The organism is Aliiglaciecola sp. CAU 1673 (assembly GCF_029223185.1).
GTDB lineage: Bacteria > Pseudomonadota > Gammaproteobacteria > Enterobacterales > Alteromonadaceae > Bowmanella.
In genome coordinates, this window is record NZ_JARHUG010000017.1 from 77,224 (window position 1) to 99,936 (window position 22,713).

Here is a 22,713-nt window from a genome sequence, read left to right on the forward strand (position 1 = left end):
GCTACTTCTTTTTATGTTTTGGTGGTGGAACAGGATCGTGACCACCTTCGTGTAAAGGGTGGCATTTTAATATGCGTTTGGCGCTTAACCAACACCCAATAAAAAAACCATGTTGTGCAATGGCCTCTACGGCATATTGTGAACAACTAGGGTCGAACCTGCATCTTGGACCGAGCAGGGGAGATATCCAGCGCTGATACTGCTGAATCAGCCAGATACCGGCTGTTTGCAACGCTGAATGATTTTTTTCCATAACTTCTCAAGCAGACTCAATAGCTCTGCATTTGTTATTTGATCTAGACCACTTTTACCGACAACGACGATATCGACGGACGGCAGTAGGTGTTGTTTTAGTCGAAAGCTTTCGCGGACAATGCGTTTAACCCGATTGCGTTCATGGGCTCGCTTTAAACGTTTTTTAGAGAGAGTAATACCCAACCGAGGATGATTTAACTGGTTGGCTTTAGCAAGGATAGTAAGCTGAGGAGAAACTGCTGGAATGGCTTGTTGAAATACATTCTCGAAATGGGCGGGAGTAAGTAACCTTAACTCCCGTGAAAAATGATTTTCACCCACTTCGATAAATGCATTAAGCAGTCAGGCGGGCACGGCCTTTAGCACGACGACTGGCCAGAACTTTACGGCCGTTCTTAGTCGCCATGCGGGCGCGAAAACCATGACTACGCTTACGCTTCAAATTACTTGGTTGAAATGTTCTTTTCATGACCTAGTCCGCCGCAAATCAGTAGTGTTTCTAACATTTCCAGCAAGGGTGCCGGAAAAGGACGCTGAATTCTAGAGATCCCGTCAGTCATTGTCAATGCTCTACCAGCATAGAATGGTTTATTTTTACAGCGCTTCTTTCTTCCATATGTTGATAAGGATGGCCTTTTTAATTCTTTATCCACATAAAAACCGGTTTTGCGTAAAACATGGCACAAAAATTTCTATCCAAATAGCGTTAAACACAGAGAGTAAAATAATTATCAAGCGCCAATAATTAATAAAAAGCTAATAAAAACAAATGTGTATGTGTTTTTGGAGAGGGGAGCATAAAACGCGCAAAGATCAATATTGATGTTGTGGATAAATGTCGGCATTATGTCGGTCCGAAAAGGCGGTGCTGATGATAGTCGTTCTATCTTGGAACCGTCACCATTTCCAATATTTGTCTTTTTGGGGCGCATTTTCATTTGGGTTTCGCACTTAAAACCCACTCTTTAGCGCCTTGCAGGAGTGTTAAGTTCATGTCTTTATGGGACGAATGCCTGAAAAGGCTTCAACAGGAGTTGCCTACACAGCAGTTCAGTATGTGGATAAGGCCATTGCAAGCCCATGAAGAGGAGACGTCCTTAACCCTGTATGCACCCAATCGTTTCGTGTTGGATTGGGTCAGGGACAAGTATATTGGTCGGATTACTCAACTTTTTTCAGAAATCTGTACCCCTGATAAAGCGCCGAGCCTGCGTTTTGATGTGGGTGTTGCTGCTAATCAGAAAAGCTTCAGCCCGAGTGTTGCCGTACAGCAGCAGGCCGTGCCGACGGTAAATGGAAACGCCGTCACAGCCCCAGTGGTTCAAGCGCGGCCTTCAACGCCAGTCGTTAATGTTGAACACAAAAGCAATATTAACCTGACCTACACTTTTGAAAATTTCGTTGAAGGTAAATCAAACCAACTGGCCCGTGCGGCTGCTACACAAGTAGCTGACAATCCTGGTGGTGCTTATAACCCGTTATTTATTTATGGTGGTACGGGCCTGGGTAAAACTCACTTGCTGCACGCCGTTGGCAACGGTCTGATGGCACGCAATCCCAGTGCAAAAGTGGTTTATATGCATTCCGAACGCTTTGTACAGGACATGGTTAAAGCCCTTCAGAACAATGCCATAGAAGAGTTTAAGCGTTACTACCGCTCTGTTGACGCGCTACTGATAGATGATATTCAATTCTTCGCCAAAAAAGACCGCTCACAGGAAGAGTTTTTTCATACCTTTAACGCTCTGTTGGAAGGCAATCAGCAAATCATTCTGACCTCAGATCGTTACCCTAAGGAGATCGACGGGGTTGAGGACAGACTGAAGTCCCGTTTTGGTTGGGGACTAACCATTGCCATCGAACCCCCAGAACTGGAAACACGGGTAGCCATTTTGATGCGTAAGGCGGTGGAGAACCGAATTCACCTGCCAGATGAAGTCGCCTTTTTTATTGCCAAGCGTTTACGTTCAAATGTTCGTGAACTGGAAGGTGCATTAAACCGGGTAATTGCGAATGCCAATTTCACTGGGCGTCCTATTACCATTGATTTCGTCCGAGAGGCTCTAAGAGATTTGTTAGCCTTGCAGGAAAAACTCGTTACTATAGATAACATACAGAAAACGGTTGCCGAATATTACAAGATAAAGGTGGCTGACATACTCTCAAAGCGTCGTAGTCGCAGTGTTGCCCGGCCGAGGCAGGTTGCCATGGCGTTGGCCAAGGAATTGACCAACCATAGCTTGCCTGAGATAGGGGATGCCTTTGGTGGACGCGATCATACAACGGTGTTGCATGCCTGCAGAAAAGTGGCACAGTTACGTGAAGAGAGTCATGACATAAAAGAAGATTATCAGAATTTAATTCGAACCCTGTCATCATAAGTTCAGTAAAACGAGTCGCTCATGAAATTTACAATAAGTAGGGAAAACTTCTTACAGCCTCTGCAACTGGTGGCAGGTGCTGTTGAACGCCGACACACATTACCCATTCTCTCTAACGTCCTGATTAAGGTTAGTGAGGGCACACTTTGGTTGACAGGCACTGATTTAGAGGTTGAGCTGATTTCAAATGTCAGCTTGACCGGTGATTACGCTGAAGGCGAGATCACGGTTCCTGCGAAAAAGCTCTTGGATATTTGCAAGGGCTTCAGTGACAACGGAGACATACAGTTCTCCTTGGATGGCAACAAAGCTTTGCTTAAGTCTGGTCGTGGTAAGTATTCTCTGTCTACTTTGCCTGCTTCGGACTATCCCAATTTAGAAGACTGGCAGGGCGAGGTTGAGTTTGAATTGTCTCAGTCTGATCTAAAGCGTCTGATAGACAGTACACACTTCTCCATGGCGCAGCAGGATGTTCGGTATTATCTGAACGGCATGTCGTTCGAAACCGAGAGTAACATCATTCGTACCGTTGCTACTGACGGTCATCGCCTCGCGCTTTGTCGTTTGCCCTATGCCGCAGGCAATCTGCCAGAACGTCAGGTTATCGTACCTCGCAAAGGTGTGCTGGAAATTACCCGACTGATTGAGAACGATGAGAAGCCCATCAAGGTACAGATTGGGGCTAACCATATCCGGATTTTCTCAACAGATTTTATTTTCACCAGTAAATTGGTTGACGGCCGATTCCCGGACTACCGTCGGGTACTGCCCAAAGATGGTGACAAGTCCCTGGAGGCCAGCAAGGAAAATCTGAAGCAAGCCTTTTCAAGGGCTTCAATTCTGTCCAACGAAAAATTCCGGGGTGTCAGGCTCAACCTGGCGAGCGGTGAATTGAAAATTACCGCAAACAACCCCGAACAGGAAGAAGCGGAAGAGATTGTGGATGTGGACTATCAGGGAGATAGTCTCGAGATTGGATTTAATGTCGCCTATCTCATCGACGTATTGAATGCTGTTGGCTCAGATAAGGTTAAGATTACTATGTCTGACTCGAACAGTAGCGCCCTGCTTGAAGACGCCACAGACGATTCCGCGCTGTACGTTATTATGCCAATGCGCCTGTAGGAAATCTGCAGGCACTTAAAAACAATATGCGGCTGGACAAAATTCAGATTTCCAATTTCAGGAATCTGGCGGAAGTGGCAATTAGTCCGGCTCGTCAGTTGAATGTTATTCTCGGTGCCAATGGTAGTGGCAAATCCTCAATACTTGAGGCCATACACTACCTTGGCTTTGGCCGCTCCTTTCGTACTAACCGACACCAACACGTCATCCAGCACCAAACCGACTCATTTACTGTCTTTTGTCGCGCCCAACTGGAGAGTGGAGCGACTACCAGTTTGGGATATCAGCGACATCGCAACGGAGATATTCTCATACGCCAGGATGGTGAAAGCATTAAGCGGGTGTCTGATTTGGTGAAACTATTGCCATGCCAGATTTTTACCCCATCCAGTGTTGAGGTAATTGAAGGGGCTCCTGGATTACGGCGGCGCTTTTTAGATTGGGGATTGTTCCACGTGGAACAATCCTATTGGCCAGTATCCGTAAAATACCAGCAACTACTAAAGCATCGGAATGCTTTATTGCGGCAATCGGCTGAACAACGGAGGACGATGATTGATGACTATTGGCAAGCCAGTTTAGCAAATGAGGGAGAGGTGCTAAGTAGTCTCAGGAAGTCATTTTTGAACGCCATTGAGCCCTACATAATGGCAAATCTATCGCATTTTCTACCTGAGTTTTGTCTCGAAATCTCGTATCATAGCGGATGGGAAAAGGGGCGCTCCCTAGCGGATGTGTTGCAGGAAAATGTACATAAAGACATTCGCTATGGGTACACGACAAGCGGTCCCCATAAGTTTGATATTCGTATCAAGGTAGATGGATTGCCTGCGCAGGACGTTCTCTCGAGAGGACAAGGAAGAATGCTAATGGCTGCGCTGTTATTAGCGCAAGCTCAGTATCTCCAAGACCAAAAGCAACGAGGATGCGTTTTCCTTCTCGATGATATTGGTGCAGAGCTGGATGCGTCTAAGCGCCAACTCTTTGTTGAAAAGCTGTTGGAAACCTCAGCCCAAATTTTTATAACCGCCATAGAAGAACAACAAGTGGCGTTTATCCGGAATCATGAACAAATGAAATTGTTTCACGTGGAACATGGCCAGGTGAAAGAGGAGTGAAGTGATGTCAGAACAAAGCAATTATGATTCATCCAGTATCAAGGTGTTAAAGGGACTCGATGCTGTCAGGAAGCGTCCTGGAATGTACATCGGTGATACAGATGATGGTACTGGTTTGCATCACATGGTCTTTGAGGTTGTAGACAACTCCATCGACGAGTCGTTGGCGGGACATTGTTCAGAAATCAATGTTGTTATCCATAATGATGGCTCTGTTTCGGTAAAAGATAACGGTCGTGGGATACCAACAGAATTGCACCCGGAAGAGGGTGTTTCCGCTGCTGAAGTTATCATGACCGTTTTGCACGCCGGTGGAAAGTTTGATGATAACTCCTACAAGGTTTCAGGTGGTCTGCATGGCGTGGGCGTGTCTGTGGTAAATGCCTTGTCTGAGAAGCTACTTCTGCGGATTCGCCGTGGTGGCAAGGCCCATGAGCAGGAGTACCAGCATGGCGTCCCTCAGGCGCCGTTGGCTGTGGTTGGAGAATCTGAGGAGCGTGGTACGACGATCCGTTTCTGGCCAAGCCCGGCTACTTTTTCCGACGTCGAATTCCACTATGATATTTTGGCCAAGCGTCTTCGCGAATTGTCTTTCCTCAACTCCGGTGTCTCTATTCGCTTGACTGATGAGCGGGACGGTAAGACCGATCACTTCATGTACGAGGGTGGCATCAAAGCCTTCGTTCAATACTTGAATCAGAACAAGACTCCTGTGCATCAAAAGGCATTCCATATCTCTGTTGAAAGAGAGGATGGCATCAGCGTTGAAGTTGCTATGCAATGGAATGACGGCTTCCAGGAAAATATATATTGTTTTACGAACAACATTCCCCAGCGAGACGGCGGCACACACTTGGCCGGCTTTCGTGGAGCATTGACCCGTACGCTCAACAATTACATGGAGCAGGAAGGGTTAAACAAAAAGGCGAAAACGAATGCCAGTGGTGATGATGCCCGCGAGGGTTTGACAGCAGTTATTTCGGTCAAGGTGCCTGATCCGAAATTCTCCTCACAGACCAAAGACAAGCTAGTTTCTTCAGAAGTAAAAGCAGCAGTGGAAGCTTCTGTCGCAGAAAAACTGCAGGAGTTTTTATTGGAAAACCCTGCCGATGCCAAGATCATTGCCGGCAAAATCATTGATGCAGCACGCGCCAGAGAAGCAGCTCGTAAGGCCCGCGAAATGACTCGCCGCAAAGGGGCTTTGGACTTGGCTGGTCTGCCAGGAAAGCTGGCGGACTGTCAGGAAAAAGACCCTGCACTTTCTGAACTCTACATAGTGGAGGGAGATTCTGCCGGTGGTTCAGCTAAACAGGGACGCAACCGTAAAAACCAAGCCATTTTGCCTCTCAAAGGTAAAATCCTTAACGTGGAGAAAGCCCGCTTCGATAAAATGTTGTCTTCCCAAGAGGTAGCAACCTTAATCACCGCGCTCGGTTGTGGTATTGGCCGTGACGAATATGATCCCGAGAAATTGCGTTACCACAGCATCATAATCATGACCGATGCGGACGTGGATGGTTCTCACATTCGTACCTTGCTGTTAACCTTTTTCTATCGCCAAATGCCTGAAATCATCGAAAGAGGCTACATCTATATTGCTCAGCCACCGCTTTATAAACTGAAGAAAGGTAAGCAAGAGCAGTACATTAAGGATGATCCAGCGTTGACTGCCTACCTGACATCTATGGCATTGGATAACGCCGCTTTGCATGTGAATGACAGTGCGCCTGCAATTACCGGTGTAGCCCTTGAGACATTGGTCAAGCAATACCAAACCACTATGGGCATGATCGACCGTATCAGCCGCATCATGCCAAAACACCTGACTACTCGCTTAGTTTATACTCCGGTGCTGACAGTGGCAGACCTTAGCAGCAAAGAGTCTCTTGAGAAGTTTGCTCAGCACTTGACGAGCTCCTTACAGGATCATGAAACCAATGGTGCTCTGTACCGCTTTGAGGTTAGGGAAGATAAAGAGCATTCTTGCTGGTACCTGGTGATTATTGTCCGTCAGCATGGTATCGACAATGAATACCGCTTAGACCACGACTTTATTGCTTCCACTGAATACAAGCGTATCAGCGATCTTAACAAGGCCATCAACGGTATCATCGAAGAAACCGGATATGTTGCTCGTGGAGAGAAAACACAAAATGTTTCCTCTTTCGCTGAAGCATTAGAGTGGCTGTTAAGCGAATCCAAGCGCGGTATCTACATACAGCGATATAAGGGATTGGGTGAGATGAACCCAAGCCAGTTGTGGGAAACGACAATGGATCCAGAAACGCGCCGCATGTTGCAGGTCACGATTGAGGACGCTATTGCTGCGGACCAGTTGTTTACAACTCTAATGGGCGATCAGGTAGAGCCTCGTAGGGCCTTTATCGAAGAGAACGCGCTCAGAGTGGCCAACTTAGACGTATAAAAAAGCCGGGGGAACCCGGCTTTTTCTTTTTAAAACAAATAGTTATCTATTTTTCCAGGACGCTGACCCAAGGTCCGTCGGCCTTACTAAAGTCGATTGTAAATTGATAAACGCCGGTACGTTTGGGCGTAAATTTAAAATTGTTATTGGCCGTGTCACAGTCAGCCTGTACGGCAATGCCAAGTTTTATCTTCTCGTCCTGCTTATTGGCATAACCGCAATTCGAACCTTTTGACCAAGCTTTATCAGCAAACCTGAAATCATAAGGCTGCCCATCGGCAATTAACTCTGCTTCTGTTTGGTAGACTCCAGCTTTATTAGGTTGCATGAGAAAACGCTCATCTGCTTCCCACCAGGTGAACACACCTCTGAGATACAAGGCTTCAATTTGTTTTTTGGCCGGTGCGCCAGGCCCGGTAGCACAGGAGGAAAGCAAGCCTGCCATTACTACAGGCAACAAAACAGAACGAAAAACTGGCTTCATAAAAAGTACCCTGTGATATGTGCAATGCTTCTTTATAACAGATAAAAGAAAATCAGGAATAAAAAAGCCACCCATAGGTGGCTTTGTGACCGTTATAGGTTCTGTTAGTTCAGAATAGAAATATCTGCGACCTTTAAGAACAAGTTGCGCAATGTTTGCAGCAGCGCGAGACGGTTATTTCGAACAGACATGTCTTCATCCATAACCATTACATGGTCAAAGAAGCTATCTACCGATTCACGCAAAGCAGACAGCAGCACCAACGCTTCACGATAGTTAAATTGACTGACCAGCGCTTCTACCTCGTCTCTGACGCGGTAAAGCTGTTGCCATAGAGCAATTTCAGCTTGTTCCTTAAGTAGTTGTTCATCTACTTTGGCGTCTTCTGAAAATTCTGCCTTCGCCAGTATATTGGCTACACGCTTATTTGCTGCGGCCAATGCGCCAGCCGCTTCCAGGCTGCGGAAGTGCTGTACGGCCTTAACGCGGGCATCAAAATCCGCTGGACGGGTGGGGCGTCGAGCCAAAACAGCTTGGATCACGTCCACCTCAATGCCTTGTTCCTGATACCAGGCGCGAAAACGTCCTAGCACAAACTCCAGCACCTGCTCGGCCGTTTCCGGATTAGTGAGGCGCCCTTGCAGCAGTTCTAAGGCTTTCTCAATCAAAGAAACCAAATCAAGATTGAGCTTCTTCTCTACCATGATACGCACTAAGCCAATAGCTGCGCGACGCAACGCAAAGGGATCCTTATCGCCTTTGGGCGACTGGCCAACACCGAAGATACCGACCAAGGTATCTAGCTTATCGGCGATGGCGACAGCGCAGCTGATCCCCGATGCAGGCAAGGTGTCGCCCGAAAAGCGCGGCATATACTGTTCATTGAGGGCATTCGCAACAGCAGGATCTTCACCATCGGCCAGGGCATAATGCATTCCCATTACGCCTTGAACGTCTGGAAATTCCATTACCATTTGGGTCATCAGGTCGGCTTTTGCCAGCAGGCCTGCTCTTGAGGCCAGCTCGCCTGATTCGCCCAGAGCTTCGGCGACAAAGGCGCTAAGCTCGCTCAGACGTACCGATTTGTCCTTCAACGTGCCCAATTGCTGTTGGAACAGTACAGTGTCCAGGCTGTCAATACGGCTAGCCAGACCGCTTTTCCTGTCGGTGGAGAAGAAAAATTGTGCGTCGGCCAAACGCGGACGAATAACCTTTTCATTGCCCTTGATGATTTGTTCAGGATCTTTGCTTTCGATGTTAGTGACAAAAGCAAAGGTGGGCAGCAATTTCCCCTCCTTGCTTTGCAGAGGAAAGTACTTTTGGTCACCCTTCATGGTGTAGATCAGTGCTTCCTTAGGAACCTGCAGAAAGCTTTCTTCAAATTTTGCGGTAAGCACGACAGGCCATTCTACTAGGGCCGTCACCTCATCCAACAGGTCGGGATCAGGTTCAACTATGGCATCCAATTCGGTTGCTATGTCTTGTAGCTGTCTGGCAATGATTTCGCGACGCTTACTGAAGTCGGCCACGACGTAAGCTTGCTCTAGTGTTTGCTCGTACGAATCCGCGTGAGCAAGAATTTGCGCGCCCTGCGAATGGAAACGATGACCCAGAATTGTATTGGAGACTTTGACCCCCAGCACTTCCCCGGCCATCACCTCACTGCCGTAGAGCAATGTGGCGGTATGCACTGGCCGGATAAACTCTGTCCTGCGGCTTCCCCAACGCATTGGCTTAGGAATTGGCAGGGCGGCCAAGGATTCGTTGACCATGCCTGGTAGCAGGGTATCCAAGGATGCCCCTTTCGATAAAGCTTTGTGCACCAGCCATTCGCCTTTATCGGTAGTCAAACGCTGTGCCTGTTCTACTTCGATACCGGCTCCTCTTGCCCAGCCGAGGGCAGCCTTGGTCGGATTGCCTTGTGCATCGAAGCTAGACGCTACAGCGGGCCCGCGCTTTTCTACTTCACGATCCGGTTGCTGAAATGCCAAAGCGCTAACCTTGACTGCAAGACGGCGGGGAGAGGCAAGCCAACTAACGCCCTGGTGAGCTAACTGGGCATGGTCCAAGCGCTTCTGCATTTCCTCAGCGAAGGCTTGTGCTAAACGTGTCAGGGATTTTGGTGGCAGTTCTTCCGTACCAATTTCTATCAGAAGATTCTCTTGACGCATTTAGTTTGCCTCCTGCTTACACATGGGGAAGCCCAGCGACTCTCTGGACTCGAAATAGCTTTGAGCACAGGCTTTGGCCAGTGCACGTACCCTGAGGATGTAACGCTGACGCTCGGTCACTGAAATAGCATGTCTGGCGTCCAATAGGTTAAAGGCGTGCGACGCTTTCATTACCTGCTCATAAGCAGGCAGAGCCAGCCCCTTTTCCATCAGACGCTGGCTGTCTTTTTCGCACTGGTCGAAGGTAGCGAACAGTGCCTGTACATCAGCATGTTCGAAGTTATACGCAGATTGCTCCACCTCATTCTGATGGAACACGTCACCATATGTGACTCGTCCCATGGGGCCATCGGTCCAGACCAAATCGTAGATACTGTCTACGCCCTGGATGTACATGGCCAGACGCTCCAACCCGTAGGTAATTTCACCGGTAACCGGGGCACACTCTAAGCCACCCACTTGTTGGAAGTAGGTAAACTGGGTGACCTCCATGCCGTTAAGCCACACTTCCCAGCCTAATCCCCAGGCACCTAGAGTAGGGGATTCCCAGTTGTCTTCCACAAAGCGGATGTCGTGGACTAAAGGATCAAATCCCAATTCACGCAAAGACCCTAAATACAACTCCTGAATATTATCAGGAGACGGTTTCAGCATGACCTGGAACTGGTAATAGTGCTGCAATCTGTTCGGGTTTTCCCCATAGCGGCCGTCTGTGGGCCGGCGACAAGGCTGCACGTAAGCGCTGCTGATGGGCTCCGGGCCAATCGCGCGCAGAAAAGTCATGGGGTGGAAAGTGCCTGCACCGACTTCCATATCCAGTGGTTGGATAATGACGCAACCTTGGCGCGCCCAGTAGTCCTGCAGGGCCAGAATGAGTCCCTGGAAGGTCTTGATATCAAACTTATGCATAAGGCCTTTGCTTGCTGAATTTGTCTGAAAAAATGCTGGCAAGTATACCTTTTGCCAGGTCATGAATGTAGGGTATTTTGTTTACCTTGTTGAATTAGACTTAAATGGAGTAAAGATGGTGGAGCTTATTCGCTGTGGTTGGGTTAGCGACGATCCCCTTTACCGCAAATATCACGATGATGTTTGGGGACGTCCTCAATGGGATAGCAAAACCTTGTTTGCCAAACTGTGCCTGGATGGTCAGCAGGCTGGTCTTAGCTGGATCACTATTCTGAAGAAGCAAGCCAATTATGAAGCCGCCTTTTACGACTTTGATCCGGATAAGATTGCTGCCTTTGACGAATCGGATGTTGAGAGGCTGTTGTTGAATCCAGGGATTGTAAGAAACCGGCTAAAGGTATGGTCCATCATCAAAAATGCCAGGGCTTACCTGGCGATGGTGGAGCAGGGGGAGGACTTCAGTGAATTTCTATGGAAATTTGTGGGTGGTACGCCGATTCAAAATCGATGGACAGATTTGTCCCAGGTGCCTGCTTCAACCCCTGAGTCTGATGCCATGTCAAAAGCGCTCAAGAAACGGGGTTTCAGCTTTGTTGGTAGTACTATTTGTTACGCCTTTATGCAGGCTGTCGGCATGGTTAATGACCATCTGGTGCAATGTCATTGCTACGAAACAGTTAGCCGGGAAGAAAGTCTTTAAGCTCAGCGGCCTCTTTTAGGATACGAGTTTCAAGCTCAGCTTCAAACTCCCCGCGCTGTTGTTCCATTTTCCTGCGTTCCGTCTTCGGCAGCGCCGACCAAGCCTTATGAGTAGGCATATGCTGTACTTTGCTATATAGCTCATACAGCGCACTAAAGCGCTGCGAATAAGCTTGATTCACTGGAGCCGGCAGATTGTCCAGCAATACGCACAGGCGGATGCTGGCCTCGGACAACTCACATTGCTGCTGCTCCACGGCCATGGCAATGGTTCGGATGCTAGAGACAAGGTAGTCCTGCCGCTGTTGAAGTTGGCGCTTTTGCTGTTGTTGTTGATGATGCAAAAGATACAACAATCTGCCTGCGTAGACCCCTAAAGCGACAATGATAACAACGGCGCTAACTACCGCTAAAGTTAAACCCAGTTGCACTGACTCTACCTGAAGCTGTTAATATCGGCTTTGTGAAACTTGTCAAACAGGTCGTCTTCCTCATCCTGTTCAGGTTCATCCACTTCAGCAACAATACCCAACATGTCACAAAGTTGTGCATGGCGGCTTAACTTGGCTTCCATATAGGCTTTATCATCGGCGTTAAGTTGCTCACCTTCTTCTAACCTGCTTAACAGGCTTTCCAGGCGTGCATCTTCCTCAATAGCCTTAAGCTCCTGAGCGGGTGAAAAATAGCGTTTGGCTTGCTTGGGTTGCTCCTGTACTACCAGTGGAATCGGCTTTTTGCTGCCGATCCTGGGATCCTTATTAACCCCTGTAGTGGAGAGTGTTTTGGCTTTGGATTCACTGTGGCGACTACCTGGTGGACGGCCACTTAACTTCTTAGGCTTTTTGTCTTGTGCAGGAGCCTGCTTACCGTCCTTCTTCTTATAAGGACGGCTTTTCTGGCTGCTCGACGGTTGTTTTGTCATGATGCTCTGATATCTGAGGTGAATAACCCCATTTTACTCTGGCCAGCGGCACTATGCGAGTTTCTGAAAGATGACCACATCGGCACTGGGGAAACTCACTGTCAAATCATATGATTGCGCGAGCCAGGTAAAGGTGTTCTCACTGAAAAAGCATACATGGGTAGGATCGTTCTTGTAATGCCAGGATTGGAAACGCTCCAGACTGATGACGCGCTTGGTCATAATGGCCAGTAAACCCATAGGACGTAACATTGCTAACCACTGCTGCCAAACCCTTCCTGGAGCAAAGAAATGCTCTATGGCTTCGGTACAGGTAATGAAATCGTACTGCGTTTCAAGCAGGCGATGGTCTGGAAAATAGAAGGGATCAAAATATGCAACCTTATGTCCGTGCGTTTCAAGCTCCATGGCCAATACTGGGCAGGGCCCACAGCCGAAATCCAGACCATGACTTTGGTCGCCCAGGCGCGCTTGCAAAGGACTGACGAGGCGGGACAGAAAACGAAGGTAGCCTTCATCTCCGGGATGATTCACATGCAGGTCATACAGGCGCTTTTCTTCTTCGGCAGTCAGTCGGTCCTCAGGCGCTACAAACACCAACTCACATCGTTGGCATTGCCAATAATGTCGTCTTTTGTCTTGCCAGTATGGGGACACTTCGTGAGTGCAGCAGAGAGGGCAAATCATGGTAGCAGATAAGAAAAAGGCGATAGTCTAACTATCGCCTTTCCTATAACCAAGTGCCAAATGACACTTCTCCCGTTTTTTCGTTCTTCCTGAACCTTGATGATAGCCTTATCAGACGCTTCACTTTTTATTTTTGTTTACGAAGCGATTTTTGGCCTTCCCGGCGCGTTATTTGTCTTCCTTGGTATCTTTTTTCATACAGATGCGCTGCAGACTATACTTAACGCTAGTTGACTTCCTTGAAGTCCGCGTGCATTCCCTGTTGTTTGATGCGAAAGAATACAGGAAAAAAATGGTTTTACAACTTTTTTACAAAAGTTTTTTAAACAGAGGGGAACTAAAAGGGCTGATTCAGAGAGAGAGGCGGTGAAAGGCTTCACCGCCAGAGGAGTATTCAGGGAAATCAGTACAGGCCGGCAATGTACTTAGACAGCAGCTCGATATCTTCATCAGTAAGACGCATTGCTACATCGCGCATCATGCCATTCATGTCATTAGCGCGCTTGCCGGCACGGAAATCCATTAACTGCTTTTTGATATAGGCAGTATGTTGGCCGCTTATATCGGGGAAGTCGGCAAGACCCATACCGTTACCTTTAGGGCCATGGCAAGCCGCACAGGCTGTTACGCCGCGACTGAGGTCTCCACCACGATAAAGCTTTTCCGCTTTGGCAATAACTTCTTCAGGAGCTGAGCCTTCCCTGCCTTTCTGAGAAGAGAAGTAAGCAGCTAAATCCTGCATATCTTCTTCACTTAAGGGGGCTGCCATACCGGACATCACCGGATCGTAACGTCCCTCTGCGCCACCGCTGGTTGAGCCCAGCTTAAATTCTTTCAGCTGTTTAACCAGATAGCCTTCATGCTGCCCGGCAATGGCAGGGTACATATCCAGCATACTGTTGCCATCCACTCCGTGACAGGCCGCACAGGTGGCGGACTTGGCCTTGCCTGCTTCGGCGTTTCCTGCCGCGAAAACCGGTAAGGAAAGAGACAGACATAGCAAGAGGCATAATTTCTTCATAGGAATTCTCGTTGAGCTACTGGCGATAATTTTTCATTGCGTATTTTACACATTCTATCCCCGAGGAAAATATATTCCCGTTTATTTGTAGGGATTTAGCCGCTCGATGCAAGGCGAGCGACAGTATCAGTGATATAATCGCATCAATATTTAGCTTTAGACCATGCCGGGGAGCACTGAGTCCCCGCTGCCGGAGTTACCGTGAGTCGTTATAGTCATGCCAAATTCATCATTAGTGCCCCTGATATCAAACATTTAGGTGCCGATGAGGGAATTGAAGTCGCTTTTGCTGGTCGTTCTAACGCCGGTAAATCCAGTGCTCTTAATCGGCTAGCCAGACAGAAAGGGCTAGCCAGGACCAGTAAAACTCCTGGACGCACACAGATGATCAACATCTTTGCCCTGGATGAAGAGCGTCGATTGGTGGACCTGCCAGGGTATGGTTTTGCACAGGTGCCCCTTGAGATGAAGCGTAAGTGGCAGAAGTCACTTGGTGAGTACTTACAACAGCGTAAAAGCTTGAAGGGGTTGGTGGTGCTGATGGATATTCGCCATCCTTTCAAGGATTTGGATCAGGATCTCATTCGTTGGGCTGTTGATGCTAAGCTTCCTGTTCTGGCCCTACTGACTAAGGCAGACAAGCTTAAATCCGGTAAACGTAAAGAGCAGTTACTGATGGCCAGGGAGGCGAGCATGGCTTTCTGTGGTGATGTGACCGTACAGCTATTTTCCTCTTTGGATGGCATCGGTGTCACTGAAGTGGAGAGGGTGTTGGATCATTGGTTTGGCTATAACGTTGCCGAAGAGCCTGAGGCAGAGTAATGCCCAAAAAAAAGCCCCGTATAAAACGGGGCTGAGACTCAGGGACACACACAAACACACATAAACCACTAGTTCTGAGTCGTAACCTTAGGGAAAGTTCATTCGGAATATAATTTCTTTTTTGAAAATTCTATTCGGGGTGTTTTTTTACTCTCGACGTCCTGCCTTTTGCCTAATTCGTCTTTCTTGAAATCTGCCAAAAAAGCCATGTATATCTATGACTAAGCAAAAAAAAGCCCCGGCAACGCCGGGGCTAAGCAAAGGTCTGAAAGATATATAGAACATCTTACCTCTGTACCCTACAGATCGAATCATAGCCAAATTGACTTGGATTGCAAGGTTTTTACGTAATTAAATTACAGTTTAGTGGGCCTCGTCCCAGTTGTTACCTACGCCAGCTTCCACAACCAGCGGCACATGCAGCGATACAGCCTGCTCCATAAGCTGGACAATTCTTTGACGGTGGGCATCCAGATTCTGTTCTTTTATTTCAAATACCAGTTCGTCGTGTACCTGCATGACCATCTTCACCTCATCGTTGCCAAGTGCGCTTATCCACTTAGCCACTTCCAGCATGGCTTTTTTGATAATGTCGGCGGCCGTCCCCTGCATCGGGGCATTGATAGCAGCTCGCTCTGCTCCCTTGCGTCTGGCGCCATTACTGGATTTGATTTCCGGTAAGTAGAGTCTGCGACCAAAGAGCGTCGAAACATAACCTTGTGACTTGGCTTGTTCCCTGGTCTTTTCCATGTACTCAAGTACGCCGGGGTAGCGCTCAAAGTATTTGTCCATATAGCGCTGAGCTTCCTGCCGGGGGATGTTTAACTGTTGGGATAGTCCAAACGCGGACATGCCATAGATAAGCCCGAAGTTGATAGCTTTGGCGCTACGTCTTTGCTCGTTACTGACTTGATCCAGGGGAATATCGAAGACCTCAGCAGCGGTAGCCCTATGAATGTCTTGATTGTCTGCAAAGGCTTTCAGCAAGCCTTTATCGGCTGACAGATGCGCCATAATCCTTAGCTCAATCTGAGAGTAGTCGGCGGCCACTATTTTGCTGCCGGTCGGTGCAATAAAGGCCTGCCTCACCCGGCGACCCTCTTCGGTACGAATGGGAATGTTCTGCAAATTGGGGTCGGTGGATGACAGTCTGCCTGTGGCTGCCACAGCCTGATGGTAGGAGGTGTGCACCCGCCCGGTTTTTGCATTGACCATTTTCGGCAGTTTATCTGTGTAGGTATTTTTAAGTTTGGTTAAGCCCCGAAAGGTCATTAGTAGCTTTGGAAGCTCGTAGTCCCGGGCCAGTTCTTGCAGCACGTCTTCGGAAGTCGAAGGGGCGCCTTTGGGGGTCTTTTTCAGCACAGGCAATCCCAGTTTGTCGAACAGGATTTCCTGCAGTTGCTTGGTAGAACCGAGGTTGAACTCCTGTCCGGCTAGTTTGTATACCTGTTGTTCAAGAGAGAGGATTTCTTTGCCCAGTGACTGACTTTGATTTTTGAGCTTGTTGCTGTCGATCAATACCCCCGTCCTTTCCATTCCGGAAAGCACAGAGAGTAGTGGGACTTCCACTTCTTCAAGCAGTGTTGCCAATTCTGTATGTGCTTGTAGCTTGGGCCACAAGTGTTGATGAAGTTGCAGGGTAATATCGGCGTCTTCCGCAGCATAAGGGGCCGCTTGCTCCAGTGGGATTTGGTTGAAAGTAAGCTGTTTGACGCCTTTTCCGGCGATATCCTCAAAGTGGATGGTCTGCGTGTCCAGGTAACGCTGTGCCAGGCTATCCATGTCATGCCGGCCGGCAACACTGTCCAGTACATAGGACTCCAGCATAGTGTCGAAAGCCACACCTTTTAAGGCAATGTCGTAATTGGCCAATACATTCATATCGTACTTGATATGTTGTCCGACCTTTTTCCTCTTTGCGTCTTCAAGCAGCGGTTTAAGTTTGGCCAATACCAGGTGCTTATCCAACTGAACGGGCGCATCAGGGTAATCGTGAGCAACCGGAAGGTAAGCGGCTTCACCGGCAGTGGTGGCAAAGGAGAAGCCGACAATTTCGGCGTCCATATAATTGAGACTGGTAGTTTCAGTATCCACCGCAAACAGGGAGGCATTTCGCAGCTTATCGAGCCATACATCGAGGGTTTTTTCGTCGTCAATGACGGTATATTGGGTATCCTCGGGGCGCTGAGGGGACTCAGCCTTGACTTCCTCTTTTGAGGTAGCCGATTCTGCTTGTTGTGCCTCATCACGCCAACGCTTGAAGTCCAGCATGGTGTAGAGTTCAGTGAGTTTCGTATTGTCAGCCTCAGTGGGTTCAAGCTCTTGTGGGGCAAAGTGCAATTTTACATCTGTTTTGATAGTGGCAAGTTGGTAAGATAGACGCGCTGCCTTTTCATGCTCAATCATCTTTTGCACCATGCCTTTGGCGCCTCGAAAATCCAGCTCGGCAATTTTTTCCGGTGCCGCATAAATGGCATCGATACCACCGATTCCCTGTAACATAGCCAATGCGCTCTTGTCTCCAACGCCGGGAACACCAGGAATGTTGTCTACCTTGTCACCCTTAAGCGCCAGCAAATCAATAATCAATTCAGGTGGGATGCCAAACTTTTCAATCACACCCTGGCGATCCATCAAGGTATTGGTCATGGTATTAATTAAAAAGACGTTACCATCTACCAGCTGCGCCATGTCTTTATCACCGGTACTGATAAGAGTTGGCATACCGGCCTCGCTGGCTTGTCTGGCGAGCGTGCCAATCACATCATCTGCTTCCACGCCTTCTTCCACCAAAATGGGCAAGCCCATGGCACGAACAATCTCGTGCAGAGGTGCAATTTGGCTGCGAAGATCATCCGGCATAGGTGGTCTGTGCGCCTTGTATTCGGGATAAATATCGTCCCTGAACGTCTTGCCCTTGGCGTCGAACACTACGGCCATATGTGTAGGATTAAATTGTTTTAACAGGCTTTTCAGCATGTTCACTACGCCATAAATCGCCCCCGTAGGTTCGCCTTTGGCGTTGGTCAGGTTTGGCATGGCATGGAAGGCTCTGAACAAATAAGAAGAGCCATCCACCAGAATCAGGGGGTTCTGTGGAAGGTTGGGCATGGTTAGTTGGTATGTTGCTCTAAATCAGGCGATAAGAATGCCATAAGCCCCTCTATAGGGCCAAGGTAAACCGGAAACAGCGATAGAATTACCTGTGGATAACTCTGTTGATGAAGTTTTCGGGCATGGCAATATGCACTCCTTGTCAGAAAAGACAAAGTGCTTGTAAGTCAAGTATTTTGTGCGTTGGGAAAATAACGGAGGACAACTGACCTTGTTATTATTCTTCTATTCCCTTGTGGATATCCATCAAGGATGGGTTTTACCCCGAGGGTTTTCACCCCTTGGCCATGACGGTCAGCTACTCTAACATAATCGGGAATGTTGAAAAGCGTTGATTGATTAATTTTTAGATCATTTGGCTATTGCCTGACGATCGGTAATGCATAAACCAGTGAAATTAAGTGTCGGGAGAACATCATGAAAAAGGTAGCGGTAATACTAAGCGGTTGCGGGGTCTTCGATGGAGCAGAAATCCACGAATCGGTGCTGACACTACTGGCAATCAAGCGTAATGGCGCAACCTATCAGTGCTTTGCACCGGATATGGATCAGCACCATGTCATCAATCACTTGACTGGTGAAGTGGTTGAAGGGGAGCGCCGCAATGTTTTGGTGGAGGCCGCCCGAATTGCCAGAGGCAAGATTCGTCCGCTATCGACCCTTAATGTCGATGAATATGATGCCCTGCTGGTACCAGGTGGATTTGGTGCCGCTAAAAATCTGAGCAACTTTGCTTTTAAGGGAGCCGGATGCGATGTTCAACCCGATATGCTTGATGCCGGAAGAGCCTTTGCAAGGCAAGGTAAGCCTGCCGGATATCTATGCATTGCTCCGGCGATGCTGGCAAAAATCTACGGTAACGGCGTTAAGGTGACGATCGGAACAGACCCGGAAACGGCGTCGGCGGTATCGCAGATGGGTGCCCAACACATAGAATGCGACGTAGGAAATGTGGTTGTGGATAGCGAGCATAAAGTGGTCTGTACCCCTGCTTATATGTTGGCAGAAGATTTAGACGAGGCTGCCCAAGGCATAGACAAACTGGTTAAAAAGGTATTGGACCTGTCTTAGTTATGAGCGATACCTCTGCCAGTACCGATAAAATTTTGTTCCTGCTGAAAGCCCGGGGCGAACAAACTGCCAAACAGTTGTCGCAAGCCCTTGATATGACGTCCATGGGGGCCAGGCAACACCTTTTACAGTTGCAATCGCAAGGGTTGGTGTGTGCTGTTCACCGAGCAGAAAAAGTGGGCAGGCCAAGCCAGTACTGGCAGCTTACTGATAAAGCATTCGGGCGTTTCCCCGATGCACATCGGCCTTTGGCTTTACAGTTGCTGCAATCGGCGAGGGAGCTCTACGGAGAGGAGGGCGTTAATGCACTTGTCCAACATCGTGAGAAGGCGCTGAAGCATGAATATATGGCCAAAATGGCAGAAGAAACATCTTTGCAGGGGAAGTTAGAGGCGTTATGTCTGCTGCGCAGTAAAGAAGGCTACATGGCCGAATGGTTTCAACAGTCAGAAGGGGTGTTTTGGTTTGTGGAGAACCATTGCCCTATATGTGATGCGGCTAAAAGTTGCGCCAGTTTGTGTCAGTCTGAAATGGAGTTGCTGCAAAGCTGTTTAGGGGATGGGATTAACCTGTCCCGTCAGGAACATATTCTTCAGGGACAGCGACGCTGCAGCTATCAAATTACCAAGAAAAGCTGCGGCGTAATAAAAAGCCCTTCATCTTGAAGGGCTTTTTTATATCAGTTTTATTGGATACTTCTTTGTTCCAATTCGCCAAAGGTTGCCACGGCATCTTTAATCGCATCGGCCTTGCCGACGACCACAGTTTGCAGATTCTCCCTGGGGAAGTAGTGATGAATAATGTCCTTGGCTTTCTCTGTGTTCAGGCTGTTCACTTTGACAGAAAAGCTATTGATAAAGTTTTCATCGAAGCCATAAACAAACATCTCTGCCAATAAGTTGGCAAGCTGTCCGGAGGTTTCATACTTCGGCGGGAACTGCCCTTTGACATAGGCTTTGGCCGAAGCCAGTGTTGCTGCATCAATACCTTGTGACCACAGTTTGTTGTAGGTCTTCAACGCCAGCTCCATGGCTTCTTTGGTCGTCTCTGTTTTGGTGAAAGTGGACATATAGAAACTGCCACCCATGCCAAGGCTGTCAAATTGGCTGCGTGCACCATAAGTCAGGCCGGCATTTACGCGCAGTTCGTCATTCAACCAGGAAGTGAAGCGTCCTCCGAGGATGGTGTTCACTACCTGAATAGCCACATAATCAGGGTTATTCCTGTCAACGCCTGGACCGCCAATCATAAAGGTGCTTTCTATGGCATCAGGTTTATCCACCAACAGAACTTTTGTTTTTGTCGGTGTTGATGGCTTGGCGAGTAAAGGTTTTTGCTTAGCCTGGCCTTGCCAGTTAGCAAACAGAGCCTGCACTTGTTGTTTTATCTTCTTGCTGTCAATGTCACCGGTGACAATCAGTGCGGCGTTGTCAGGGCGAAACCAGGCTTGATGGAAGTCTTTAAGATCTTGCAAGCCAATGGACTCTACCGAATCTTTGCTGCCATCGACCAATGCCGAATAGGCGTGACCCTGGAATAACAAGTCATTGAAGTAGTCCTTGATGACCGCTTTAGGACTCTCAGTCTTCTGCATCAAAGTGGCTGTATAACGCTGCTTTAACTTATCAAATTCATCCTGGTCAAAGGCGGGAGTAAGAATGGCATCCCGGACAAGTTGCATCACCATTGCCTGATCTTTACTGGCAAAAGAGGCACTCAGGATACTGCTTTCCAGATCGGCATCCGCCGTAATCGTAGCTCCAACAAATTCCAGCTTCGATTCAAACGCAGCCTTATCCAAGGCTTGGGTGCCAAGCAGTAAACTGGCCGCGGTAAGTTTGGCCTGGCCCGGCTTGTCATCCAACACCGCCCCGGATTTAACCACTAACACCAAATCAACCAAAGGCACTTCGTGTTGTTCCAGGGTGTAAAGGGTCAAGCCATTGTCTAACTGATGTTTTTCGTAAGCTGGCAGAGTAAATTCACCGGCCCATAGCAGGGCTGGTGCAAAAGCTGCTGAGGCAATCAGCGTCTTAAAGATCGTTTTCATTGCTGTCCTCCTGCGCTGCAAGCACACCGACGGTGCGGTTGGCTTTTCTGAGGTAAGTTGTCGCTACTCTTTTGATGTCGTCCGCGGTAACTTTGTCGAAGGCTTGCGGAGCATTGAACAGGGCGCGGTAATCGCCGAAATACATTTCATAGGTGCCAATGGTATTGGCCTTGCCGTTAATGGTGGCCATCTCCCGATAAAAATCGACCAGTTTGCGGTTTTTGATTTTGACTAACTCTTCCTGCGCCACGCCTTCCTGTTTGATTTTTTGTAACTCTTCAATGATGCCCTGCTCTAGCGTCTGTGCAGAGACATTGGGCGCAGCCACGGCGTAAAGATAAAACAAATTAGGATCGATAGACTCCGGGAAGTAGGCAAAGATGTTAGAGGCAAGCTCTTTATCAAATACCAAAGTTTGCTGCAGTCTCGAGGTTTTGCCGGTGGCCAGAATGTCGGCCAACATGGAGAGCGCATAGTAGTCCGGGTGGGATGCACTTGGCACATGGAATGCCATCATGATGTTGGGGCTGGATACGGATGCCTTGTGCAGGTAGACACGACGTTCGCCTTTTTGTTCAGGCTCCACTGTATGAATTTCTCGCGGCTGCTGCTGGGCAGGGATTGGACCGAAATGTTTTGTAGCCAGGGCTTTGACCTGTTCAAACTCCACATCTCCTGCCACCACTACTACGGCATTATTCGGTGCGTAATAGGTTTTGTGATAATCAACAAGGTCTTGCAGCGACCAATTGGCTATATCTGATTCATGGCCAATTACTGACCAACTATAGGGATGGGCACGAAAAGCGGCGCCTTTCACTTCTTCCCAAATGGCTCTGAAATTGGAATTCTCAAGCCCTGTGGAGCGTTCAGACATGACTACGCCGCGCTCACTCTCTACCATCTGTGGATCAATCGCCAGATGAGCAATACGATCGGCTTCTAATTCAAACATCAAATCCAATTGCTCTGCTGGGAACCAATCGGTGTATACGGTCAGGTTCTCATTGGTATAGGCATTGTTACTGCCACCGGCGGCTTCCATCACACGGTCAAACTCTTTGGGCCCGTATTTCTTCGCGCCGTTAAACATCATATGTTCGAAAAAATGAGAGAGCCCTGTAATCCCTGGGTACTCATTGCGTGAGCCTACGCGCCAGAATAAATAAGCATTGGCATTGGGAATGCTACGGTCCTCTAATACCAAAAACTTCATGCCGTTTTTGAGTTGGAAGCTCTGTACTTCATCCTTCATTGCCATAGCACCCAATGGATTGCATAAAGCAATGAAGAACAGCAGAGCCCCAAATTTTGTGGATTTCATGGAGTTCTCCTTAACGTTAAAGGCAACAGTCTAGCGAGCGCAAAGAAATGGAGCCAGACAAATAAGGCCTTATTTAGTAACAAGACTTTTGCTTTGGCTGCAGAAGGACAATAATTAGCTCCACAAAAATAAGTC

Annotated in this window: 21 protein-coding genes; 8 read left to right on the plus strand and 13 right to left on the minus strand. The window is 48.2% G+C overall.

Annotated features, from left to right (window positions below):
* Position 1: 1 nt before the first annotated feature.
* Genes yidD through rpmH form a run of 3 tightly spaced genes read right to left on the minus strand, consistent with a single transcriptional unit; the run spans position 2 to position 724 of the window.
* On the minus strand, positions 2 to 253 hold the full coding sequence (gene yidD / locus P2G88_RS15870) for a membrane protein insertion efficiency factor YidD (RefSeq protein WP_275797702.1): 252 nt from the start codon (positions 251 to 253) through the stop codon (positions 2 to 4).
* Complete coding sequence (gene rnpA / locus P2G88_RS15875; RefSeq protein WP_275797704.1) at positions 208 to 576, minus strand: ribonuclease P protein component; 369 nt, start codon at positions 574 to 576, stop codon at positions 208 to 210. Before rnpA ends, yidD begins: the two co-directional genes overlap by 46 nt.
* A gap of 13 nt (positions 577 to 589) precedes the next feature.
* Positions 590 to 724: a 50S ribosomal protein L34 gene (gene rpmH, locus P2G88_RS15880; RefSeq protein ID WP_275797706.1), complete on the minus strand. Its 135-nt coding sequence runs from the start codon at positions 722 to 724 to the stop codon at positions 590 to 592.
* 523 nt (positions 725 to 1,247) lie between these two features.
* Here rpmH and dnaA point away from each other — a divergent pair.
* Genes dnaA through gyrB form a run of 4 tightly spaced genes read left to right on the plus strand, consistent with a single transcriptional unit; the run spans position 1,248 to position 7,304 of the window.
* Complete coding sequence (gene dnaA, locus P2G88_RS15885; protein WP_275797708.1) at positions 1,248 to 2,636, plus strand: chromosomal replication initiator protein DnaA; 1,389 nt, start codon at positions 1,248 to 1,250, stop codon at positions 2,634 to 2,636.
* 21 nt (positions 2,637 to 2,657) lie between these two features.
* Entirely contained in the window at positions 2,658 to 3,761 is a 1,104-nt protein-coding gene (gene dnaN, locus P2G88_RS15890; protein WP_275797710.1) for a DNA polymerase III subunit beta, read from the plus strand.
* A gap of 26 nt (positions 3,762 to 3,787) precedes the next feature.
* Complete coding sequence (recF, locus tag P2G88_RS15895) at positions 3,788 to 4,879, plus strand: DNA replication/repair protein RecF (RefSeq protein WP_275797712.1); 1,092 nt, start codon at positions 3,788 to 3,790, stop codon at positions 4,877 to 4,879.
* Positions 4,880 to 4,883: 4 nt separating this feature from the next.
* On the plus strand, positions 4,884 to 7,304 hold the full coding sequence (gene gyrB / locus P2G88_RS15900; protein WP_275797714.1) for a DNA topoisomerase (ATP-hydrolyzing) subunit B: 2,421 nt from the start codon (positions 4,884 to 4,886) through the stop codon (positions 7,302 to 7,304).
* A 46-nt stretch (positions 7,305 to 7,350) separates the two neighbouring features.
* Here the strand turns inward: gyrB and P2G88_RS15905 are convergent, their stop codons facing one another.
* The 3 genes from P2G88_RS15905 to glyQ form a co-directional block, all read right to left on the minus strand.
* Positions 7,351 to 7,788, minus strand: a complete 438-nt coding sequence (locus P2G88_RS15905; protein ID WP_275797716.1) for a hypothetical protein — start codon at positions 7,786 to 7,788, stop codon at positions 7,351 to 7,353.
* Positions 7,789 to 7,892: 104 nt separating this feature from the next.
* The gene (gene glyS, locus P2G88_RS15910; protein WP_275797718.1) at positions 7,893 to 9,959 is read right to left on the minus strand and encodes a glycine--tRNA ligase subunit beta; all 2,067 of its coding nucleotides are present in this window, start codon (positions 9,957 to 9,959) and stop codon (positions 7,893 to 7,895) included.
* Positions 9,960 to 10,868 (minus strand): glycine--tRNA ligase subunit alpha, encoded by a 909-nt coding sequence (gene glyQ / locus P2G88_RS15915; RefSeq protein ID WP_275797720.1) that lies wholly within the window; start codon positions 10,866 to 10,868, stop codon positions 9,960 to 9,962.
* Positions 10,869 to 10,986: 118 nt separating this feature from the next.
* Between glyQ and P2G88_RS15920 the strand changes: the two genes are divergently transcribed.
* Positions 10,987 to 11,568, plus strand: a complete 582-nt coding sequence (locus P2G88_RS15920; protein WP_275797775.1) for a DNA-3-methyladenine glycosylase I — start codon at positions 10,987 to 10,989, stop codon at positions 11,566 to 11,568.
* On the opposite strand, the gene P2G88_RS15925 is transcribed toward P2G88_RS15920, so the two are convergent.
* The 4 genes from P2G88_RS15925 to P2G88_RS15940 all read right to left on the minus strand — a co-directional run bounded on the left by P2G88_RS15925 (position 11,546) and on the right by P2G88_RS15940 (position 14,197).
* A complete protein-coding gene (locus tag P2G88_RS15925) occupies positions 11,546 to 11,998 on the minus strand; it encodes a DUF2489 domain-containing protein (protein WP_275797722.1) in 453 nt (150 codons plus the stop codon). The genes P2G88_RS15920 and P2G88_RS15925 overlap by 23 nt on opposite strands.
* Positions 11,999 to 12,003: 5 nt before the next feature.
* Positions 12,004 to 12,489 carry a Der GTPase-activating protein YihI gene (gene yihI / locus P2G88_RS15930; RefSeq protein ID WP_275797724.1) on the minus strand — a complete coding sequence of 162 codons (486 nt, stop codon included), beginning with the start codon at positions 12,487 to 12,489 and terminating at the stop codon, positions 12,004 to 12,006.
* Between the two features lie 51 nt (positions 12,490 to 12,540).
* Entirely contained in the window at positions 12,541 to 13,086 is a 546-nt protein-coding gene (locus P2G88_RS15935) for a class I SAM-dependent methyltransferase (RefSeq protein ID WP_275797726.1), read from the minus strand.
* A 493-nt stretch (positions 13,087 to 13,579) separates the two neighbouring features.
* Complete coding sequence (locus tag P2G88_RS15940) at positions 13,580 to 14,197, minus strand: c-type cytochrome (RefSeq protein ID WP_275797728.1); 618 nt, start codon at positions 14,195 to 14,197, stop codon at positions 13,580 to 13,582.
* 201 nt (positions 14,198 to 14,398) lie between these two features.
* On the opposite strand from P2G88_RS15940, the gene yihA reads away from it, so the two are divergent.
* Complete coding sequence (gene yihA / locus P2G88_RS15945) at positions 14,399 to 15,019, plus strand: ribosome biogenesis GTP-binding protein YihA/YsxC (RefSeq protein WP_275797730.1); 621 nt, start codon at positions 14,399 to 14,401, stop codon at positions 15,017 to 15,019.
* 363 nt (positions 15,020 to 15,382) lie between these two features.
* Here the strand turns inward: yihA and polA are convergent, their stop codons facing one another.
* A complete protein-coding gene (gene polA, locus P2G88_RS15950) occupies positions 15,383 to 18,130 on the minus strand; it encodes a DNA polymerase I (RefSeq protein WP_275797732.1) in 2,748 nt (915 codons plus the stop codon).
* 420 nt (positions 18,131 to 18,550) lie between these two features.
* On the opposite strand from polA, the gene elbB reads away from it, so the two are divergent.
* On the plus strand, positions 18,551 to 19,204 hold the full coding sequence (elbB, locus tag P2G88_RS15955; RefSeq protein ID WP_275797735.1) for an isoprenoid biosynthesis glyoxalase ElbB: 654 nt from the start codon (positions 18,551 to 18,553) through the stop codon (positions 19,202 to 19,204).
* 2 nt (positions 19,205 to 19,206) lie between these two features.
* Complete coding sequence (locus P2G88_RS15960; RefSeq protein WP_275797737.1) at positions 19,207 to 19,869, plus strand: metalloregulator ArsR/SmtB family transcription factor; 663 nt, start codon at positions 19,207 to 19,209, stop codon at positions 19,867 to 19,869.
* Positions 19,870 to 19,889: 20 nt separating this feature from the next.
* Here the strand turns inward: P2G88_RS15960 and P2G88_RS15965 are convergent, their stop codons facing one another.
* Both P2G88_RS15965 and P2G88_RS15970 read right to left on the minus strand, forming a co-directional pair.
* Positions 19,890 to 21,254, minus strand: a complete 1,365-nt coding sequence (locus P2G88_RS15965) for a pitrilysin family protein (protein ID WP_275797739.1) — start codon at positions 21,252 to 21,254, stop codon at positions 19,890 to 19,892.
* Entirely contained in the window at positions 21,238 to 22,578 is a 1,341-nt protein-coding gene (locus P2G88_RS15970) for a pitrilysin family protein (RefSeq protein WP_275797741.1), read from the minus strand. The genes P2G88_RS15965 and P2G88_RS15970 overlap by 17 nt, the downstream gene beginning before the upstream one ends.
* Positions 22,579 to 22,713: the final 135 nt, after the last annotated feature.

What these genes read in the sequence shown, in the direction of transcription:
- yidD (WP_275797702.1), bottom strand. Translation starts at nt 253, where the DNA reads ATGGAAAAAAATCATTCAGCGTTGCAAACAGCCGGTATCTGGCTGATT.
- rpmH (WP_275797706.1), bottom strand. Translation starts at nt 724, where the DNA reads ATGAAAAGAACATTTCAACCAAGTAATTTGAAGCGTAAGCGTAGTCAT.
- dnaA (WP_275797708.1), top strand. Translation starts at nt 1,248, where the DNA reads ATGTCTTTATGGGACGAATGCCTGAAAAGGCTTCAACAGGAGTTGCCT.
- dnaN (WP_275797710.1), top strand. Translation starts at nt 2,658, where the DNA reads ATGAAATTTACAATAAGTAGGGAAAACTTCTTACAGCCTCTGCAACTG.
- recF (WP_275797712.1), top strand. Translation starts at nt 3,788, where the DNA reads ATGCGGCTGGACAAAATTCAGATTTCCAATTTCAGGAATCTGGCGGAA.
- gyrB (WP_275797714.1), top strand. Translation starts at nt 4,884, where the DNA reads ATGTCAGAACAAAGCAATTATGATTCATCCAGTATCAAGGTGTTAAAG.
- P2G88_RS15905 (WP_275797716.1), bottom strand. Translation starts at nt 7,788, where the DNA reads ATGAAGCCAGTTTTTCGTTCTGTTTTGTTGCCTGTAGTAATGGCAGGC.
- glyS (WP_275797718.1), bottom strand. Translation starts at nt 9,959, where the DNA reads ATGCGTCAAGAGAATCTTCTGATAGAAATTGGTACGGAAGAACTGCCA.
- glyQ (WP_275797720.1), bottom strand. Translation starts at nt 10,868, where the DNA reads ATGCATAAGTTTGATATCAAGACCTTCCAGGGACTCATTCTGGCCCTG.
- yihI (WP_275797724.1), bottom strand. Translation starts at nt 12,489, where the DNA reads ATGACAAAACAACCGTCGAGCAGCCAGAAAAGCCGTCCTTATAAGAAG.
- P2G88_RS15940 (WP_275797728.1), bottom strand. Translation starts at nt 14,197, where the DNA reads ATGAAGAAATTATGCCTCTTGCTATGTCTGTCTCTTTCCTTACCGGTT.
- polA (WP_275797732.1), bottom strand. Translation starts at nt 18,130, where the DNA reads ATGCCCAACCTTCCACAGAACCCCCTGATTCTGGTGGATGGCTCTTCT.
- elbB (WP_275797735.1), top strand. Translation starts at nt 18,551, where the DNA reads ATGAAAAAGGTAGCGGTAATACTAAGCGGTTGCGGGGTCTTCGATGGA.
- P2G88_RS15960 (WP_275797737.1), top strand. Translation starts at nt 19,207, where the DNA reads ATGAGCGATACCTCTGCCAGTACCGATAAAATTTTGTTCCTGCTGAAA.
- P2G88_RS15965 (WP_275797739.1), bottom strand. Translation starts at nt 21,254, where the DNA reads ATGAAAACGATCTTTAAGACGCTGATTGCCTCAGCAGCTTTTGCACCA.
- P2G88_RS15970 (WP_275797741.1), bottom strand. Translation starts at nt 22,578, where the DNA reads ATGAAATCCACAAAATTTGGGGCTCTGCTGTTCTTCATTGCTTTATGC.